Raw genomic sequence first — 16,772 nt, forward strand, 5'->3', positions numbered from 1 at the left:
ACCATGAGCGAAGACGCTTTCAACATGTCGATCCGCAAGTTCCTGAAGGAAGTCGGCGTGACCTCGCAGCGCAAGATCGAGGAGACGGTGCGCGACGGACAGATCGGCGGCAAAAGGCTGAAGGTTCGCATGACGCTGACGGCGGAAGGCGCTGCCCTTCACCACGTGGTGGAGGGCGAAATCGAACTTCCGTAAGGCGCGACGAGCCAAGGCGATGGGGTGGCTCCAGCGACTCCATACGGGCCATCAATAGTAAGGCGAGACGCACGCCCGTCGTGGACCATGATAGGGCTGGAACGTGTCGTCGTAAGCCCTGTAGGACCGGTAACGCGCATAGCACCAGCGCGTATGTGCGTCGCCGCCGTAGTAGGCTCGGCCGTAATAGCGTGGCGCGTAGTAGCGTGGCGCGTAATATCGCGTCGAGCCGTAGTAGTACGGACCGTAATAGGTCGAGCCGTAATAGCCCCGATCGTAATAGCCGGAGCCATAATATCCGGGCTGCGCCAGCATTCCGCCGATGATCGCGCCTGCGGCGAGGCCCCCGAGCGCCCAACCCCAGCCGTTACCGCCATTGTGGTGATGGTATCCACCGCGATAGCCGCCGTGATAGCCGCCACGGTAACGCACCGGCTGCACCTGCAGCGCCTCGACATCAGGGGCGACAATGGTGGGAAACGCCACGACCGGCGGAGCGCTTGTCAGCGCCGTCGCCAGGGACAGGGCAATGATTGCGAGCCTCTTCATTGGCTTCACCTCCGTCCATATTGCAGCCGAACATTATACCGCGGAAAGGGTGGCGTGGCACTCAATTTTCAGGCCGGCGACGCTGTTCCGGCCGCTGAAACGGCACCTGCTGCAGCGGCCGGAAGACCGCTGCGGGATTGCAGTCACAGCGACGCGGCGGTCAGGGCGCCATGAAACCCTGAACCTCTTCCGGCGTGACCTTGCCGTCCTTGTTAGCATCGACGATATCGAAAATCCGCTTGTGGACGGACATCACTTCATCGAAGGAAAGGCCGCCGTCACCGTTCGTGTCGGCAACGGCGAACATGACCTTCATCATCCGCCCGCGCATGGCCATCGGCATGCCGCCCATGTAGCCGGCGCAGACGCCCCGGCCCATCATCTGCTGTCCCATCATGTCCGAGTCCTGCCCCATCATGCCGGGCCACATCATGCCGGGTCCGCCACCCTGGCCCATCATGTGTCCCATCATGCCCGGCCACATCGTGCCCCACTGGCCCGGCTGCCCCTGTGAGCCCTCGCCTCCGGCAGGCGGCGTCGTTTGCGCGGCGGCGCCGGCAGTCGTGGCGATCGTAACAAGAGCGGCGAGCGCGGCCGGACGCAGAAATGAAGTCATCGTCATGGAATGCTCCTCCCGTCAGGGTTTCGGGGCGCCCTTCGAACCTGCCGAGGGCTGCCCGCTGATCCAGGCATGGTAGAGCAAGCACCGTGCGAAGGATTTGAGCAGGATCAATGATCGACGCATTCGAGCCGTCACCTAACCCGAATGCAGCATTGACTGGCTGCCGCTCCCGCATAGATTCCTGAGCGGGTCGATGTCTCGGGCTGGGGCGGGCGCATCTTGAGGAGGGTGCCATGCAGAAATCCGACAAGCAGAAATCCGATATGAACCAACCTGACATGCAGAAAGTCGATGCACTCGTCGGTCGCCTGGTCGGCGATCTCGGCGCCGGCGTATCGGGCGTTCTCGTCGTGCTCGGGGATCATCTCGGCCTGTTCAGGGCGATGATGGACGGGCGGCCGCGCTCATCGATGGAGCTGGCGGAAACGACCAGCCTTGCGGAACGCAACGTGCGCGAATGGCTCGCCGCCATGGCGGCTGCCGATTATATCACCTACCACGAAGCCTCGAACAAGTTCGCCATGACGCCCGAACAGGCGCTGGTTTTCGCCAATGAAGACAGCCCCGCCTTCTTCGGCGGCGCCTTCGAAATCGTGCAGTCCATGTGGATGGACGAGCCGAAGGTGGAAGAGGCCTTCCGTAGCGGCAAGGGCCTTGGCTGGCATGAACACAGCACCTGCCTCTTCCGCGGCACGGAGCGCTTCTTCCGGCCCGGCTATAACAGCCATCTCGTCGAGGAATGGATTCCCTCGCTGAAGGGCGTCAAGGAAAAGCTGGAGCGCGGCGCGGAAGTCGCCGATGTCGGCTGCGGCCACGGCGCCTCGACCATTCTCATGGCCAAGGCCTTCCCGAAATCGCATTTCCACGGCTTCGACTATCACGGCCCCTCGATCGAGCGCGCCAAACGGGCCGCAAAGGAGGCAGGCGTCGACGATCGGGTGACCTTCGACAAGGCCACAGCCAAGGAATTCCCGGCCGGCAACTACGATCTCGTCGCCATGTTCGACTGCCTGCACGACATGGGCGACCCTGTCGGCGCCGGCCGGCATATCCGCGAGACCATGGCCAAGGACGGCACCTGGATGATCGTCGAGCCCTTCGCCCATGATGGGCTGAAGGACAATCTCAACCCCGTCGGCCGCGTCTATTACGGCGCCTCGGCGATGATCTGCACACCCGCCTCCATGGCCCAGGAAGTCGGCCTCGGGCTCGGCGCGCAGGCGGGCGAGATGAAGCTGCGCAAGGTGGCGCTGGATGCCGGTTACCACCACTTCCGCCGCGCGAGCGAGACGCCGTTCAACATGATCTTCGAGGTCAGGAACTGAACGCATCTGGGTGAGGTGTGGATGGCGCTGATTGGTGCGTTAAGACCCCTCCCCAACCCCTCCCTCTTTGGGGGAGGCCGAAGGACGGGTCGAGACCCATGGCTCGACCCGGGTCACATTTGAGGCGAGGCTTTCGCCTTTGTCATAGTCGAGCAAGGTCGCCCCTTCGGCACCTCCGAAACGAAGCAGACTCCGTCGGCAGCGCCTATGCCTCAAGGATGCGAGCCGCCACCAGCGTTTACTGCCATTGCGAGAAACCGCCCGGACGCGAAGGGCTCGCCGAGAAGGCTGGCCGGCGGCGTTAGCTCGCGCAACTCCGGAGATCTCCTCACCCAAATTCACGCCGTCTTACGACAATTAACTCGTCCTGGAGCTTCTTGAGGCGTAGCAAGCAAGCTGCCCGAGATGGCGTCTCTGATCCACGATTTCCTCGATCGGAAGCTCCGCCGAAACTAGATCGAGGTCCAGCCACCACGCACGCCTCCCTGCGTGGTGGCACTCTCTTTGACGAGACTGTCAACACTGATGGAGCCGGAAATGAACAAGCACGATTATGCACTGTCACGACGTGGTTTCTGCCTCTGCTGCCTCGGTGGGGCAACGTTTGCCGCCTCTGGGGGATGGCTGACGCCGGCAGAGGTATTCGCCGCAGCGAAGAGTGTCGTCATCCAGTTCCGCGAGGCGGCGGCCGCAGCGGAGATCAAGACCACCACGCTTCGCGGCGGGATCAGCGCGCTTTCCGGTTCTGGAGGCAACATCGGCGTCCTTATCGGCGACGACGGGAAGCTGCTCGTCGACGCGGGGCTCACAGCTTCCCGTCCCAGGATCGAGAAAGCTCTGGCCGACCTCGGTCAACAGCCGATCAAGCACCTCATCAATTCGCACTGGCATTTCGACCACACCGATGGAAACGAGTGGCTCAATTCGGAGGGCGCCATGATCACTGCCCACCCGAACTCGCTCAAGCACCTGGCTGTCGCGACCCGCGTCGAGGACTGGAACTTCGACTTCCCTCCGTTACCGAAGGGGGCGCTGCCGACAATGGTTATGAAGTCAGACGAGGAGACACTGAAGCACAATGGCCAGACGATCACGCTGAAATACTATGGCCCCGCGCATACTGACAGCGACATCTCCGTCTTTTTCCAGGAAGCCAACATCGTCCAGATGGGCGACACCTTCTGGAACGGCGTCTATCCCTTCATCGACTATTCAACGGGTGGCAGCATCGACGGGCAGATCCAGGCCGCCGAGGCGAACGTCAAGATGGTGGATGATGAGACGATCGTCATCCCTGGGCATGGAGAGATCGCAGGCAAGAAGGATCTCGTCGCGTGGCGGGACATGCTCGTCGGAGCCAGGGAAAACGTCGCCAAGCTGAAGAAGGACGGTCGCAGCGCCGACGACACAGTCGCCGCCAAGCCCACGGCGGAATGGGATCCCATCTTCGGGAACTGGGCGATCTCGCCGGCGCTCTTCACCCGCCTTGTCTACGAAGGTGTTTGAACGGTCACCCTCCGCGGCGGTGCATGGCATCCGAAACCCTCGCGCCGACACACTATGACTTGTCGACCATGTCGCCGGTCGATACTGTCCAGCATGTAGCCGGTCCGGACCTGAAAAGACCCTGACAGTGAGCATGTTGAGGCCTCGGCAGATCGATCATTTGCAGTCTTGGCAAATCGGGATAGGTTTCGCGTGACAAATTTGTCCCGAGAAACCGATGACCCTGTTCTGGATTGCATCCCTCCCCTTCATCGCGGTCTTCATCGCAGCTCTGGCCATCGGGCGCAGCAAAAGCTTCTGGCTACCCATTGCTGTAGCAGTTTTTTCATTGGCCACAGACGCGCTATGTCTTCATACGATTGTAGTCGCACCCACCTGCGTGACTGGTGAAAGCGAATGCCTGGGCGTGACGGCGATCGCTTATCTGATCGCTGCCTTCTGGTGTGCTCCGAGTATTGGATTTGGGTTGCGACGTTACAGCCACGTGCGTTTCGGCTTCAGGCGCCGGTAAGTTACCCGTTCCCGAGACCAGGAAATCATTCGCAAGCCGCAAGTATTCACCCAACAACGTGCTGCGGAGTGGGAACTATAACCGGTCACGCCGGTTATGTTTCCAGAAAAGGATAAGGCCATGACCAAAATCCTGAATTCACGCACGATCATTATTACGGCAGATCGTCTTGACGATTGCAAGGACTACCTCGAAACCGACTTTCACCAGCTGATCGACCATGCTCTGAGCGTCGGCTGGTCCATTGACGAGGTGGTCGTCGCCCTCAGCGGCCTCGCAGAAGAAGAGATCGCCGTGCCGGAGCGAGCAGTTACGTTCCATTGATACCCGCAAAGGGCCGCCATCGTTTAAAAGGCCGGGGCTTTGAAACCCCGGCCTTTCCGTGACCGCTTTGGAAATGTGGCCTGCACGACGATCGCTGCCCCCCACGAGCCGGGCATATCAGCTACCTGCTCCCCCGAGCGGGGGTGCCTCACGGCACAACGCAATAAGGCGACGCCCCAAGGAGCACCGCCTCAAAATATCAATCATGTCAAAACCAAATCAAGGCGAGGCCCCAAAAGGCCCCTACCCCTTCTTCGCCCTGGTCTTCTTTGCCGGCGCCTCGGGCGCCGGCTGGGCGAGCCTCAGCGCGCGCAGCTTTTCCGTCTTCTTCTGCCGGGCGGCAGCTTCGCTTTCGAGGATGCCCTTGGCGACAGACGTCGTCTGCTCGGCCTTCGCCTGCGGCGAGAGCTTTTCGGGCTTGAAGAACGTGTCTTTCGTCTCGGTCATGGCTTCCTCCTTGGCGATGGAACGGGAGACCGGGAAAAGATCAGCGGGCGCCGCGGGCCGGCATCACCTTCTTCTTCGGTGCCGGCAGCAGGCCTTCGCGCTGCGCCTGCTTGCGGGCGAGCTTGCGGGCGCGGCGGATGGCTTCGCCCTTTTCGCGGGCGCGCTTTTCCGACGGCTTTTCATAGGCGCTGCGTTCCTTCATTTCGCGGAACACACCTTCGCGCTGCAGCTTCTTTTTCAGCACGCGGAGGGCTTGGTCGACATTGTTGTCTCGGACGAGTACCTGCAAGTTTTCTCCTTAATCAGCGTTGCTGCTGTTATTTCCTGATGCGGATCGAATTCGAATTGATCCAGCTCGATTTCGGACTCTCGGTAGCCGCCCGCGCTTCGGAAGGCAAGGGCGACGAGGGCGATGCGAGCACGTCTATATCATCCTGACGGATGCTGCGCTCGAAATTTTCATTCTGGAACCGCACGCGGTAATGAACGAAGCCCTGCGCGGCCGGCAGGACGGATAGAACGTTGCCGGAACCCGAGGGCTGCGTGTTGCCGAGAACGCCATGCTTGAGCATGATGGTATCACCCGGCCGATAACGACGATAGGCCATGTCGTTCTACCCTCATGAAACAAAAAATTAAAGGCCGGGACTGCTCCCGACCTTCCCTGGCCAGTGCCTGGCCTCAGTCATCGTCTCCGCGCGCCAGTACATCCGTGGTCGCGCGAAGTCGTGACAAGTTCTTAGGCAGTCCGGAGGTTGTCGGCAGAGCTCTTGCCCGAGCGGCGGTCCTGCACGATGTCGTAGTTGACCTTCTGTCCGTCTGCCAGCGCGCGCAGGCCTGCGCGTTCAACTGCAGAAATATGGACGAAAACGTCGGCGCCGCCGTTATCCGGCTGGATAAAACCGAAACCCTTGGTGGCATTGAACCACTTGACTGTACCTGTATTCATAACGATCTCCTTTCAAAGCAACCGTTGAAATTCCCGCGATACCCTGCGGGCTTGGGTCGATTATTTGGAAGGAAATCTGGCGAGAGCACGCTGGCTCTTCAACGACGTCACAAGCAATGGTCGATGAGCGTAATATACGGTCAATTTTAAATTTGGCAACAGAGATAGGCGGAAAAACTTCGAATCACCTGAAAGTTTTTTCGGCAAGCGGCTGATTTGGCGATAGAATTTTAATTCGGCCGGGTGCTGGCGGGCGATCTCCCGAGCGGCCGGAAGCTCTGACATGCGGCTATCGCGCTGTGGCGCCCCCTTGGATAACACTGCCGGCCAGCCCCAAGCTTCGCCACCCACGCCGGATATGGCCTTGCAACCAGCCGCGATGTCGTCAGGATCGCTGATCGAAAGCCCATTGGAATCACACCTATGCCGACGAAGCCGGTCGAACATGCAGTCCAGATCCGCCCCGCCACATCAGGCGACATGGAAACCCTCGGCGGCTTCGGCGCCCTGCTGGTCGCGATGCATCACGAACTGGATGCCAGGCGCTTCATCGAAGCGGCCAAAAGCACGCCGTTGCGATACGGGCAGTTCCTCAAGAGCCAGTTCACCCGGCCCGAAGTCGTCGTCATCGTCGCCGAGGACGACGGCGCGCTGCTCGGCTATGCCTACGCGGAGCTGCAGGGCTTCGACTACATGTCGCTGCGCGGGCCGGCGGGCGTCATCCACGATCTCTTCGTCGATTCGGCACGCCGCCGCGAAGGCGTCGGGAGGATGCTGCTGGAAGCGGCGATGGCCGGATTGAAATCCCTCGGCGCCGAACGCTTCGTGCTCTCGACCGCCTACCGCAACGAGACCGCCCGCAGCCTCTTTGCCGCCATGGGCTTCCGACCGACGATGATCGAGATGACGCGCGAAGCCGATCAGACGGATAGCTAGAGCGGCTTGCACCGGCCTAACCCTCCAACCGGTATCCAGCTACCGGTTTTCGGTATCCGGATCCTTTCCCTATATGCGCCATCGCGAATAAAATTGTGCAGCGCCGCCATCCCATCTTGCCCTTGCCTCCGGTTGGCGGTCTTTGGGAACTTCCGGCTGCAGGGAGAATTCATAGCATGACGCACCCCTCGCCCTTCCACGGACGGCAGGAGTGGACCATGGCAAAGGTAACTGAGTTCAAGACAACAAGGGCGCTCGCCGTAGCACTTTGCGCCGCCCTGCTTTTCAGCGGCGCTGCCAAGTGGCCGGCCCTGCCGAACTCGGGCTTTTTGACCGGCCGGGCCGCAGCCCCCGAGGATGTCGATAACGGAACCGCGATCTTTGCCACCGGGCAGGATGACCAGAGCGACGGCAAGCCGATCGACATCGAAATCCCGCAATACGGCTATTTCCGCCAGGAAGACAAATACGTCATCATCCTTCAGGCCGAGAAATACGATGGGCAAAGCATCATCGGCGCCGAGACATTCGATGGCAAGAAGGTGGTGGGATTGATCGACGAGTTCGACCTGCTGGGCGTCCACGCCCGATAGTTTTCCGTGCGCAGGCAGAGCCATGCCCCAAGCGCTCAAAAAAAAGAGGCTCGTCGGGAGAGACGGCCTCGAAATTGCGTCAATTTGGCCCAGCTCCACAAGGCCGACTTCAGCCTAGCCATCGTCAGGGGAATCGCCACCCCCAATCGGGTGATATCCGGCGGGATTATGACGATTTTTTTGAGAAAGGTGGAGGGATTCAAGGGTGGATTCCGTCGCGTGAGCCGGGGCCTTTGGTGATGCCGCCTCGTGGGGCACCCCTCTTCCGTCATCTCTATATGTGCAGCGACGGCACCTTGATCCTCGTTCTCGCCTTCTTTCCCCGTCATCAGCTACGAGTCACGGGCCATGACTCAGGAGATGCCATGCTTCGCACCCTATTCGCCTTTTCCCTGCTTCTTGCCGGCGCGATTGCTGCGAGCGCCGATGTGCCCGATGCAGACGGCACGCCGACGCCTGCAGATCCCTGCGCACGCCAAAATTTCGAAGGCGCCACCTATATCGTCTGCGATGTCGATCCCGCCAATGCGGACCTGCGCCTGTTCTGGAAGGATGCAGGCGGCAAGCCCTATCGCAGGTTTTCGGGCGTCGCCGACGCTGTCACCGATGAAGGACATCGGCTCCTCTTTGCCATGAATGCCGGCATGTACCGCGAGGATTTCACGCCGATGGGGCTTTATGTCGAGGATGGCAAGGGGCTGATACCGGTCAACGTGGAGGCGCCGCCCAAGGTTTCCGGCCCGGTGCCGAACTTCTTCAAGCGGCCGAACGGCATCTTCTATCTCGACGAGGCCGGCGCCCACATCGTCTCAACCGAAGACTTCCTGAAGCAGAAACCGAACGTGCAGCTCGCCACGCAATCCGGCCCGATGCTGGTCATGTCAGGCAAGATCAACCCGATTTTCATACCGGGTTCGAGCGACCGCACGCGGCGCAACGGCGTCGGCCTCTCAGCCGACGGCACGCTGCGCTTCGTCATCAGCGAAGGCGACGTGAACTTCCACGATTTCGCACGCCTCTTCCGCGATGAACTGAAATGCCCCGACGCACTCTTCCTCGACGGCGGAAACGGCACTGGTCTCTACAATCCGGCGCTCGGCCGCAACGACACATCCTGGCACGGCGGCTACGGACCGATCATCGCTTTGGTGGGGGACTAGGCGATTCCAGCAGAGGTCTAGAGTGGTTCTGCGTTCGGAATACCGATCTGTCCTGTGTCGTCCTCAGCGACAGGGTCGGCTATCTACCGGAGCGCATGGCGAGCGCACGCCGCTTCCACAAACCGGTGCGCGAGATCACCGTGCGCATCCAGACCGGCAAGGTCATCCGGCTTGTCACCAACGACCTCGATGCCCCAGCCCAGGAAATCGCCGACCTCTACAAGCAGCGCTGGCAGATCGAACTGTTCTTCAAATGGATCAAGCGCAACCTCAAGATCCGGCATTTCATAAGAAATTCGGAGAACGCCGTACGTATCCAGACCTTCGTGGCGCCCCGCTCAGAAGCAACAAGATCGAAACACGACGCATCGCTTGTTCCTTCCAGGTTTAAACCAGTCGTGGGGATCTTGAGCCCCTGCCCGGCCGTTGGAGGATCAATATCTCAAAGGCACAGCACGCTTTTACATCCGGCAATCAGGAAGGAGCCGCCAGCTTCTCGAACCAGTTCAGACATAGTTCCCTCCGTTATCCGCCGCATATCGAAATAGAGCCGGTCTGAACCACGTTCAGAAGCGAATGCTATTTTAGTTTTGTTTCGGCGCTCTACTATCGAAAATGCCTGTAGGGCGGACTCCGGCTAGACCGCCGTACCTACGATCGCGCCTATCCCCGCCGTCAACGCCATGGCGAAGGCGCCCCAGAAAGTCACGCGGGCGCTGGCTTTCAGAACACTGGCACCGCCTGCCCTCGCCCCTATGGCACCGAGAAGCGCCAGGGAGATCAGCGATGCGATGGCGACCGAGTAGATCAGTATCCGTGCAGGCGAAAGGATGACCATAAGCAGGGGCAAGGCGGCCCCCACGCCGAAAGTTGCCGCCGAGGTCAGGGCCGCTTGGATTGGACGCGCCTCCAAATGTTCGACAATTCCGAGTTCGTCTCGGGCATGGGCGTCTACGACGTTGTTGGCTGACAATTGAACGGCGACCTGCCGTGCCAGATCGTGAGTGAGGCCCCGCGCGACATATATCTGGGTCAGTTCGTCGAGCTCCGCCTCGGGCTGCGTCTGAAGCTCCACGCGTTCGCGAGCGAGGTCGGCCTTCTCCGTGTCCGCCTGCGTGCTGACCGAGACGTATTCGCCCGCAGCCATGGACATCGCGCCCGCGACGAGGCCCGCCACGCCCGCCACCAGTACCTCCGATGTCCCTGGCGATGCGGAGGCGACGCCCATGATAAGACTGGCGGTCGAGACGATACCATCGTTTGCGCCAAGAATAGCGGCCCGCAGCCAGCCAATGCGAGCGATAAGATGGCTTTCGACATGCAGTCTGACCATATTCATCTCCCATCACCGCGAGTTCCGGTGGGTGCCGATTATGGCGATGTCACGTTGTTTGATCAACGTCGGAACAAGGCGTTTGTCTGAGACGTCAAACAGCTGAACCGGTCACGGAGGCAAGGCCGTCTGAGGCGTCGATAAGGGACCCCTACTGCGATGCGATCAAAACGAGATCGGCGGCGAACGCGCCGGCACCGTTCTATATCTCCCATCCTATCCAGGTATCTCCCATCCTATCCCGGCGTCGTGAATGGCTCTAACGGCGTGACACTCAATTAGCCGTCGTCTGGCAATAAGAGTGCCGTTCCTTTGGTGGCAACGGGTCTTGAAATCGGAGAGTGGCTGCTGGATTTGCTGTTGTTGCCTTTTCGCGTCGAGCAGGCCGGCTCTCACAGTTGCACTCCCCGCGGGAATCTCCGCCCGCCTGATTTCTGCAGCAGGAGTTGCACTGCGACAGCTGGCATAAAGAACATGCGATTCATCGACTTCGTCCTCTCCGGTTATCTGGCACGGGCATTCCGTCGACGTCACGAGATATAGTTGCGCTGAAGATTCAACAGGCCAAAGACGGCCCTTTCCAGAGCAATCTGCCAGAAGCGTGCGCCGGATCTGCGTTCAGAATCGCGTAAGAACAATGAGATATAGCATTTTCGTGATCCGAAATGCTCTAAACCTTACCCAAGGTCAAGCAGACTGCATCGCCGTCAGCTGCCGCGTCTCGACGATCTCGGCGAAATCGGATGCCAGATGCGCCATCGTCACGTCGAAGATCTCACGCGCCGAAAGATCGGCATCCGGCAGGTCGAAACCGAGCACGGCGTCCTTGACGACGCTCATCTTGAAGCCGAGGTCGGAGCCGGCGCGCACGGTGGTATTGACGCAGAAACCGGCGACCGCCCCAACCACCACCAGATCCGTGATCCCGACCTCGTGCAGATAGCCTTCGAGCTCGGTGGAGGCAAAGGCCGACGACGTGGATTTGACGAAGACCGGCTCGTTCTCCCATGCCACGGCGCAAGGCATCGGCCGGTATCCCGGCGCATGTTCGTTGAGCGACGAGTTCTCGTCGGCCTCGCGATGGCGGATATGGATGACCGGCTTGCGGGCGGCGCGGAATGCGGCGGCAAGGGCCGCGATATTCTGTCCCGCCTCGCCGTTCACATGCGCGCGCCCGGCATCGAGCCGCTCCTGCATGACCATCTGCATATCGATGATGAGGAGTGCGCTCGTCATGGTTCCCTGGTCCTTTTCCGCGCTTCGAGGGCTCTGGAAGAGCTTTAGCATCTGCTGCCGGTCAAGTCGCTTGCAAAACAGGACAACGGGCTCGACAGGTCATCACTTCTGCGCCAGCAGACATTATTTCTGCCCACATTGCATGGGCTGGATGGTTGGCCGAGCTGCGGCGCCGATGCGGCGCCACGCCTCTCGTTGGAACTTCCCGAACAATGACAGGAGCCAATCACCCATGTCGCAGATCGAAAGCCAGCTACAACGGTTTGGACTAGGCCGTGGACTCGTTATGACGGAGTGTGATGCGAATGCAAGCAAGCTTCGTCATTGCGAGAAAAGTGATTCCCAGCTTGTCGTATCGGGTTGCGACCCTTCTGTAGCATTTGAGCTTGTTGAAGAAGCGCTCGATGAGATTACGCTTTTTGTAGAGCCAAGGGCTGAAGACGACCGGTTCTTTTCGATTAGACTTTGGCGGAATGTTTGCCCATGACCGTTCCGCTCTCAACTTTCCGCGTAGCCAATTGGCATCATAGGCTTTGTCCGCAAGAAGCATCGCACCCGACGGAAGATTATCGAGAAGTTCGCTCGCTGCCGTCAGGTCATGGGCATGGCCAGGTGTGATGGAAATCTTGATTGGCAGCCCTTTTCCATCGGTTAAAGCATGGATTTTGGTTGTGAGACCGCCTCGACTTCTTCCAAGGCAGCGATCCGGATGATCCGCCCTCAACGTTGCGGCTGAATGATGTACTCGAACTGAAGTGCCATCGATCATCGTGATCCCATCATTTGATGCGCTGGTGATGGCATCCATCAAACTGTCCCATATGCCAGCTTTCATCCAGCGTCGGAAGCGATTGTAGCAGGTGGTATAGGGGCCATAGCGCTGGGGCACATCACGCCAAGGAGCACCTGAGCGCAGAACCCAGAAAATGCCATTCAGCACGCGGCGGTCATCGACGCGCGGCACGCCTCGTGGCTTGTTGGGCAACAGCGGTTCAATCACGCCCCACTCGGGGTCGGTTAGATCGTATCGGCTCATGCCAATACTGAATCCGATGTTGACGGGTCAGGGAAGATGTATAGCGTTGCCACATGAAAGACGACCCTGAGATTCTGCTCCCGGACACGCTGAGATCTGCTGCTTGCCGCAGCGGCAATGAATGGGGTTGGCAACCTGAAACAATACCTTTGGTGATCGACGAAGCCGAGAAACTGGGCCTTCTCAACCTTGGCGGACAACTGCAATTCCTGATGCCGGAAGGCACCTGCGAATGTTATTGGATAGAGGTGAGTGCGTTGATGGGCGAGCCAGGCGGCTTAACCTGGGCCCAGCGCGTCGCACTCTCCGCAACAGCCGCACGACAGCAGATGGTTGATATCAGCCGTCGCTACGACTTTATCGAAGAAGGGCGAAAAGCATTTCCCGAGCCTTTCGCAGCTTATGAAGCTGCCGGTGGCGACGTCCGCGACTGTATGTGCTTTATTTGGTATTTACAGGCTGACCGCCCATAGTCGCCTTGCCGCCCGTTTATGGGTTCACGACCTAGAACTTCCGGCGCCGATCGTCCTTCCGCCTGATGTGAAACTCTCCTTCCCCTGGGTCCGCATTTCAGGGTCGAAGGCCTATATTTCCGGACACGGGCCGCTCAATACAGACGGGTCGATTGCCAGACCGCTCGGAAAGGTTGGGAAAGATCTGTCGCTGGAAGAAGGCTACGATGCCGCACGCCTGACCGCACTGGCCATGTTGGCCAGCCTGAAAGTTGCGTTGGGCGACCTGGACCGGGTGGACAGCTGGCTTCGCGTCTTCGGCATGGTGAATACAGATCCCTCCTTCAACCCATATCCACGCGTCATCAATGGCTTCAGCGACCTTATCGCAGAGGTTTACGGCGGCGAACGCGGATCCCACGCCCGCTCCGCTATCGGCGTGGCAGGCCTGCCATTTGATATTCCCGTCGAGATTGAAGCTGAGGTTCTTATACGGCCTTAGCGACGACCTGGACGTCAGCCTGGTCAAGATCAGCAAGCGACTTCCGATCAGGAAACTCCCCTGGCCTTTGGCCGCCGTCAGCGCGCCGAGCTGCGCGATAACGGCCGGGCGACAGGCCGTGGTGGCGATGGAACAACTTCGAGAACGCGGCGACGGTTTCGTAGCCAACAAGGCCAAGACCACGGAGGTGGCTGGCAGCCATGCCTCCCTCGTCGTCCATGCGGCGGAAGTCGCTGCGGTCATTGAAAAGGCCGCGATCACGAAGTGACGATCCTGCTCCCGGTGCCACCGTGCCGGGAGTACTCCTCCTCCGCTGAAAACGCGCAGGGGCAAGGCGCCCCACCGCCAGGCAGCGCCTCGTGACAACCAAAGGCTGAATTTCCGCAAGAATGCATTATGCCGTTTCGTGAAATCCGGCTATGATCCCGCCATCACAGCCGGGGGGTGGTGAAATGATTTCGTCGCTTCAAAGCCTGCTTGCGGGGCGTGTCGACGTGTGCGTCGTCGGCTCCGGGCCTGTCGGTCTGGCGCTGGGCATCACGCTTGCCCGGTCGGGGCTTTCGGTCGCGCTGCTGGAATCCGGCGGCATGACCATTTCCGAGAAGACCAACCGGCTGGCGGCGGCCGCCTCCATCAGCACCGCCCACCATGCCGAAGCGAGCCTGACGATCCGCCGGGCGGTGGGCGGCACTTCGAAAGCCTGGGGCGGCCGATGCGTGGAGTTCGACGACAGCGATTTCGATGGCAGGCCGGCGCGCGGCGATGCCCGCTGGCCGATCGAGCACAGCGCCTTCAGGGCCTATTATGACGATGCCCGCACCTTTCTCGGCGCCGAGCTGCCAAACGTCGAGATACCAGGCGTCGAGATGCCTGACATGGACGGCGATTTCGAACCCTCGATCGAGAGCTGGGCGCGCGAGCCGGATATGGCAAAAGCGCACGGAGCGCTGATCGAGAGCCTGCCGAACCTGCACCTCGTCACCCAGGCGACCGTGATCGGCCTCGATCTCGACCGCGAAGGCGCCCGCATGAAACGGGCGCTCGTGTGGCATCGCGGCAAGCTGCACTCGCTGGGCGCGACGATCTTCGTGCTGGCCTGCGGCGGGCGGGAAAATGCCCGGCTGCTGCTGGCGGCGCAGGAGATCGCGCCGCGGCTCTTCGGCGGCGTCGATGGCCCGCTCGGGCGCTATTACATGGGGCATCTGGCCGGCGAACTCGCCCGCATCCGCTTTGCCGACCGCTCCTTCATGGAAAAGCTCTTCTTCCGGCGCAACGGCACCGGCGCCTGGTTCCGCTCGCGGCTGATCCCGAGCATTGCCCTGCAGAACGAGCGCGATCTCTTAAACAGCGTCTTCTGGCTGCGCAGCCCGCCGCTGGAGGAAGTCTATTCGACGGCGGGCGCCCGCGCGACGCTGAACATGATCAGGGCGATATCAGGCAGGCGCCGGATGCGCCGCATGTCCTTCAAGGCGAAGGCGCCCGACACCGCCTCGCTGTCCGATCTGGTCGCAAACCCCGTGGAGAGCTTCAACGCCGCCCTGCAGCTGACGACGGCGGCGCTGAAATCCGAGCGCCAGCCGAATTTCTTCGTGAAGAACGACGAGCATCTCTATTGGCTCGCCTATCACAGCGAACAACTGCCGGTCGCCGCAAACCGCGTGCGGCTAAGCTCCGAGGTCGACGAAACCGGCCTGAAACGGCTTGCCGTCAGCTTCGATTTCGCCGAGGAGGATCTCGCCTCGCTGATCAGGAGCCACCATGCGCTGGCCGAATGGATCACCAGGCGGCGGATCGGCACCGTCGAATGGCTCTACCCCGAGGAAACGCTCTCCGCCGCCGTCCGCGGCCAGGCGCTCGACGGCTACCACCAGATCGGCCTGACGAGAATGGGCGCCTCGCGGCGCACGAGCGTCGTGGACGGCAACTGCCGCTGCCACGACCTGACCAACCTCTATGTCGCCGGCAGCTCGGTGTTCCCGGTGTCAGGACAAGCGAACCCGACGCTCCCGGCCGTGGCGCTGGCGCTGCGGCTCGCGGATCATTTGAAGGGGAGTTACGGGGATAGTGGTGGGGGAGATCCGAAGACGCAGGCGTAATCAGATCGAGCGGCCGGCTTACACGCTCGGCTTTGCGCCTGTCGTAGAGCCACAGATGGTCTCCAGCAATTCGATCGTCATTGCCTGAGCCTTGGGCGGAATCTCCGAAAAGCTCTCGCGATACAAGAGCCTCGTCATAATGGTCTCCGCGAATTGCGGATTCATCCGGTACGCAACATTCAGGGCCTTTTCGCATTCATCTTTGAACGGCAATAGTGCCGCAATGACGTACTCGAAGCCGACAGCCTTCATGACGCATGCGATATCGAACATGTCGCGTGGCTGCATTGATGCGCCGCGGTAAAATATCTTCTTCGCGATGATTTCCGCAGGCGTCTCCAGCAGAACGTCTCTGCCGCGCACTTGTGCATTCACTATGGGGTCGCCGCTCAGGCTCGGAGCGCAGATGAAGTCGATCTCGCCGACATCAGAAAAGACGATCTTCAACGCCCTCGATCCATCGGACTGATAAGCGTCCGGCCTCACGTCGAGTGCATAACCCTGCGTCTGCGGATTGAGATAAGGCAGAAGCTGCGGATCATCGACGAAGATGTCGACGTCGAAGCTTTCACGATGATTGATCTGCAGCATCAACGCGGTGCCGCCTCCAAAACTCCAACTGTCGATCACCGTGAATTTGGAATTGGCCTGATCGATGATACTGACGGCCTGGTCGAACAACTCGCCCCATCTGCCGGCCGGACGTTCGATCAACTATGCCGCCCGCGCGAGAGGAAGCGTATAACCGGCAAGTACGGAGAACTTCCGCGCCATGCCGGAAGCGATCGCCGGATCGATGTGCATTTCGTCGAGGAACGAATTCTGCAGGCCTTCCTCTACCTCCGAAAAGAAGGAGAATGCCGAGGGATCGAACTGATCGGCGCTGGCAGGATCGGAAATCTTGGATGCCAGCTGCTCAGCCGAAAGGGTCGTCCCGTAGGGGGCGTTGACAGTAGCCAGAACCTTGACTGAAATTTCGGACATCTTTCCGCACCGCAGA

The 16,772-nt window shown here is 60.4% G+C and carries 23 protein-coding genes and 3 pseudogenes; 13 read left to right on the forward strand and 13 right to left on the reverse strand.

Features of this window, described 5'->3' with window-relative positions:
- The first annotated feature begins 3 nt into the window (after window positions 1-3).
- Window positions 4-195, forward strand: coding sequence for a DUF6494 family protein (locus ACK9YZ_RS10935; RefSeq protein WP_183824247.1), 192 nt, complete (start codon window positions 4-6; stop codon window positions 193-195).
- Between the two features lie 51 nt (window positions 196-246).
- Here the strand turns inward: ACK9YZ_RS10935 and ACK9YZ_RS10940 are convergent, their stop codons facing one another.
- Window positions 247-744 carry a BA14K family protein gene (locus tag ACK9YZ_RS10940; RefSeq protein WP_416066610.1) on the reverse strand — a complete coding sequence of 166 codons (498 nt, stop codon included), beginning with the start codon at window positions 742-744 and terminating at the stop codon, window positions 247-249.
- Window positions 745-904: 160 nt separating this feature from the next.
- Window positions 905-1,366, reverse strand: coding sequence for an EF-hand domain-containing protein (locus ACK9YZ_RS10945; protein ID WP_416066611.1), 462 nt, complete (start codon window positions 1,364-1,366; stop codon window positions 905-907).
- Window positions 1,367-1,629: 263 nt separating this feature from the next.
- Between ACK9YZ_RS10945 and ACK9YZ_RS10950 the strand changes: the two genes are divergently transcribed.
- The 4 genes from ACK9YZ_RS10950 to ACK9YZ_RS10965 all read left to right on the forward strand — a co-directional run bounded on the left by ACK9YZ_RS10950 (window position 1,630) and on the right by ACK9YZ_RS10965 (window position 5,032).
- Window positions 1,630-2,691 carry a class I SAM-dependent methyltransferase gene (locus ACK9YZ_RS10950; RefSeq protein ID WP_416066724.1) on the forward strand — a complete coding sequence of 354 codons (1,062 nt, stop codon included), beginning with the start codon at window positions 1,630-1,632 and terminating at the stop codon, window positions 2,689-2,691.
- A gap of 537 nt (window positions 2,692-3,228) precedes the next feature.
- Window positions 3,229-4,197: an MBL fold metallo-hydrolase gene (locus ACK9YZ_RS10955; protein ID WP_416066612.1), complete on the forward strand. Its 969-nt coding sequence runs from the start codon at window positions 3,229-3,231 to the stop codon at window positions 4,195-4,197.
- Between the two features lie 217 nt (window positions 4,198-4,414).
- Window positions 4,415-4,708, forward strand: coding sequence for a hypothetical protein (locus tag ACK9YZ_RS10960; RefSeq protein WP_416066613.1), 294 nt, complete (start codon window positions 4,415-4,417; stop codon window positions 4,706-4,708).
- A gap of 120 nt (window positions 4,709-4,828) precedes the next feature.
- Window positions 4,829-5,032: a hypothetical protein gene (locus ACK9YZ_RS10965; protein WP_216758606.1), complete on the forward strand. Its 204-nt coding sequence runs from the start codon at window positions 4,829-4,831 to the stop codon at window positions 5,030-5,032.
- A gap of 243 nt (window positions 5,033-5,275) precedes the next feature.
- Here the strand turns inward: ACK9YZ_RS10965 and ACK9YZ_RS10970 are convergent, their stop codons facing one another.
- The 5 genes from ACK9YZ_RS10970 to ACK9YZ_RS10990 all read right to left on the reverse strand — a co-directional run bounded on the left by ACK9YZ_RS10970 (window position 5,276) and on the right by ACK9YZ_RS10990 (window position 6,875).
- Window positions 5,276-5,479 carry a hypothetical protein gene (locus ACK9YZ_RS10970; RefSeq protein WP_216758607.1) on the reverse strand — a complete coding sequence of 68 codons (204 nt, stop codon included), beginning with the start codon at window positions 5,477-5,479 and terminating at the stop codon, window positions 5,276-5,278.
- A gap of 40 nt (window positions 5,480-5,519) precedes the next feature.
- On the reverse strand, window positions 5,520-5,768 hold the full coding sequence (gene rpsU / locus ACK9YZ_RS10975; protein ID WP_216758608.1) for a 30S ribosomal protein S21: 249 nt from the start codon (window positions 5,766-5,768) through the stop codon (window positions 5,520-5,522).
- 28 nt (window positions 5,769-5,796) lie between these two features.
- On the reverse strand, window positions 5,797-6,087 hold the full coding sequence (locus ACK9YZ_RS10980) for a cold-shock protein (protein ID WP_416066614.1): 291 nt from the start codon (window positions 6,085-6,087) through the stop codon (window positions 5,797-5,799).
- 131 nt (window positions 6,088-6,218) lie between these two features.
- Complete coding sequence (locus ACK9YZ_RS10985) at window positions 6,219-6,428, reverse strand: cold-shock protein (RefSeq protein WP_216758610.1); 210 nt, start codon at window positions 6,426-6,428, stop codon at window positions 6,219-6,221.
- 60 nt (window positions 6,429-6,488) lie between these two features.
- Window positions 6,489-6,875 carry a hypothetical protein gene (locus ACK9YZ_RS10990; RefSeq protein ID WP_416066615.1) on the reverse strand — a complete coding sequence of 129 codons (387 nt, stop codon included), beginning with the start codon at window positions 6,873-6,875 and terminating at the stop codon, window positions 6,489-6,491.
- On the opposite strand from ACK9YZ_RS10990, the gene ACK9YZ_RS10995 reads away from it, so the two are divergent.
- The 4 genes and pseudogenes from ACK9YZ_RS10995 to ACK9YZ_RS11010 form a co-directional block, all read left to right on the forward strand.
- Window positions 6,852-7,364, forward strand: a complete 513-nt coding sequence (locus tag ACK9YZ_RS10995; RefSeq protein ID WP_216758611.1) for a GNAT family N-acetyltransferase — start codon at window positions 6,852-6,854, stop codon at window positions 7,362-7,364. The two genes, ACK9YZ_RS10990 and ACK9YZ_RS10995, sit on opposite strands and share 24 nt — an antisense overlap.
- 218 nt (window positions 7,365-7,582) lie before the next feature.
- Window positions 7,583-7,957 (forward strand): hypothetical protein, encoded by a 375-nt coding sequence (locus ACK9YZ_RS11000; protein WP_216758612.1) that lies wholly within the window; start codon window positions 7,583-7,585, stop codon window positions 7,955-7,957.
- Between the two features lie 365 nt (window positions 7,958-8,322).
- Window positions 8,323-9,117: a phosphodiester glycosidase family protein gene (locus tag ACK9YZ_RS11005; RefSeq protein ID WP_416066616.1), complete on the forward strand. Its 795-nt coding sequence runs from the start codon at window positions 8,323-8,325 to the stop codon at window positions 9,115-9,117.
- Window positions 9,072-9,449, forward strand: a pseudogene (locus ACK9YZ_RS11010) (transposase); the annotation flags it as partial. The gene ACK9YZ_RS11005 and the pseudogene ACK9YZ_RS11010, both read left to right, overlap by 46 nt.
- A 305-nt stretch (window positions 9,450-9,754) precedes the next feature.
- On the opposite strand, the gene ACK9YZ_RS11015 reads toward ACK9YZ_RS11010, so the two are convergent.
- The 3 genes from ACK9YZ_RS11015 to ACK9YZ_RS11025 form a co-directional block, all read right to left on the reverse strand.
- Window positions 9,755-10,450, reverse strand: a complete 696-nt coding sequence (locus tag ACK9YZ_RS11015) for a VIT family protein (RefSeq protein ID WP_416066617.1) — start codon at window positions 10,448-10,450, stop codon at window positions 9,755-9,757.
- Window positions 10,451-11,137: 687 nt separating this feature from the next.
- Window positions 11,138-11,686: an isochorismatase family protein gene (locus tag ACK9YZ_RS11020; protein ID WP_416066618.1), complete on the reverse strand. Its 549-nt coding sequence runs from the start codon at window positions 11,684-11,686 to the stop codon at window positions 11,138-11,140.
- A gap of 268 nt (window positions 11,687-11,954) precedes the next feature.
- Window positions 11,955-12,722, reverse strand: coding sequence for an IS5 family transposase (locus ACK9YZ_RS11025; RefSeq protein ID WP_416066619.1), 768 nt, complete (start codon window positions 12,720-12,722; stop codon window positions 11,955-11,957).
- A gap of 53 nt (window positions 12,723-12,775) precedes the next feature.
- On the opposite strand from ACK9YZ_RS11025, the gene ACK9YZ_RS11030 reads away from it, so the two are divergent.
- Both ACK9YZ_RS11030 and ACK9YZ_RS11035 read left to right on the forward strand, forming a co-directional pair.
- Window positions 12,776-13,195 carry a hypothetical protein gene (locus ACK9YZ_RS11030; protein WP_416066620.1) on the forward strand — a complete coding sequence of 140 codons (420 nt, stop codon included), beginning with the start codon at window positions 12,776-12,778 and terminating at the stop codon, window positions 13,193-13,195.
- Window positions 13,182-13,676 (forward strand): RidA family protein, encoded by a 495-nt coding sequence (locus ACK9YZ_RS11035; protein ID WP_416066725.1) that lies wholly within the window; start codon window positions 13,182-13,184, stop codon window positions 13,674-13,676. Before ACK9YZ_RS11030 ends, ACK9YZ_RS11035 begins: the two co-directional genes overlap by 14 nt.
- Here the strand turns inward: ACK9YZ_RS11035 and ACK9YZ_RS11040 are convergent.
- Window positions 13,663-13,845, reverse strand: a pseudogene (locus ACK9YZ_RS11040) (hypothetical protein); the annotation flags it as partial. The gene ACK9YZ_RS11035 and the pseudogene ACK9YZ_RS11040 overlap by 14 nt on opposite strands.
- On the opposite strand from ACK9YZ_RS11040, the pseudogene ACK9YZ_RS11045 reads away from it, so the two are divergent.
- Together ACK9YZ_RS11045 and ACK9YZ_RS11050 are read left to right on the forward strand one after the other, a co-directional pair.
- Window positions 13,846-13,944 (forward strand): annotated as a pseudogene (locus ACK9YZ_RS11045) (alpha/beta hydrolase); the annotation flags it as partial.
- A 184-nt stretch (window positions 13,945-14,128) separates the two neighbouring features.
- Entirely contained in the window at window positions 14,129-15,772 is a 1,644-nt protein-coding gene (locus ACK9YZ_RS11050) for a GMC oxidoreductase (RefSeq protein WP_416066621.1), read from the forward strand.
- Window positions 15,773-15,790: 18 nt separating this feature from the next.
- Here ACK9YZ_RS11050 and ACK9YZ_RS11055 read toward each other — a convergent pair whose 3' ends face one another.
- Both ACK9YZ_RS11055 and ACK9YZ_RS11060 read right to left on the reverse strand, forming a co-directional pair.
- Entirely contained in the window at window positions 15,791-16,402 is a 612-nt protein-coding gene (locus ACK9YZ_RS11055; protein ID WP_416066726.1) for a nucleotidyl transferase AbiEii/AbiGii toxin family protein, read from the reverse strand.
- A gap of 84 nt (window positions 16,403-16,486) precedes the next feature.
- On the reverse strand, window positions 16,487-16,756 hold the full coding sequence (locus ACK9YZ_RS11060) for a hypothetical protein (RefSeq protein WP_416066622.1): 270 nt from the start codon (window positions 16,754-16,756) through the stop codon (window positions 16,487-16,489).
- Window positions 16,757-16,772 lie beyond the last annotated feature (16 nt).

It is taken from the genome of Rhizobium sp. ZK1 (assembly GCF_047782645.1).
Lineage (GTDB): Bacteria > Pseudomonadota > Alphaproteobacteria > Rhizobiales > Rhizobiaceae > Rhizobium.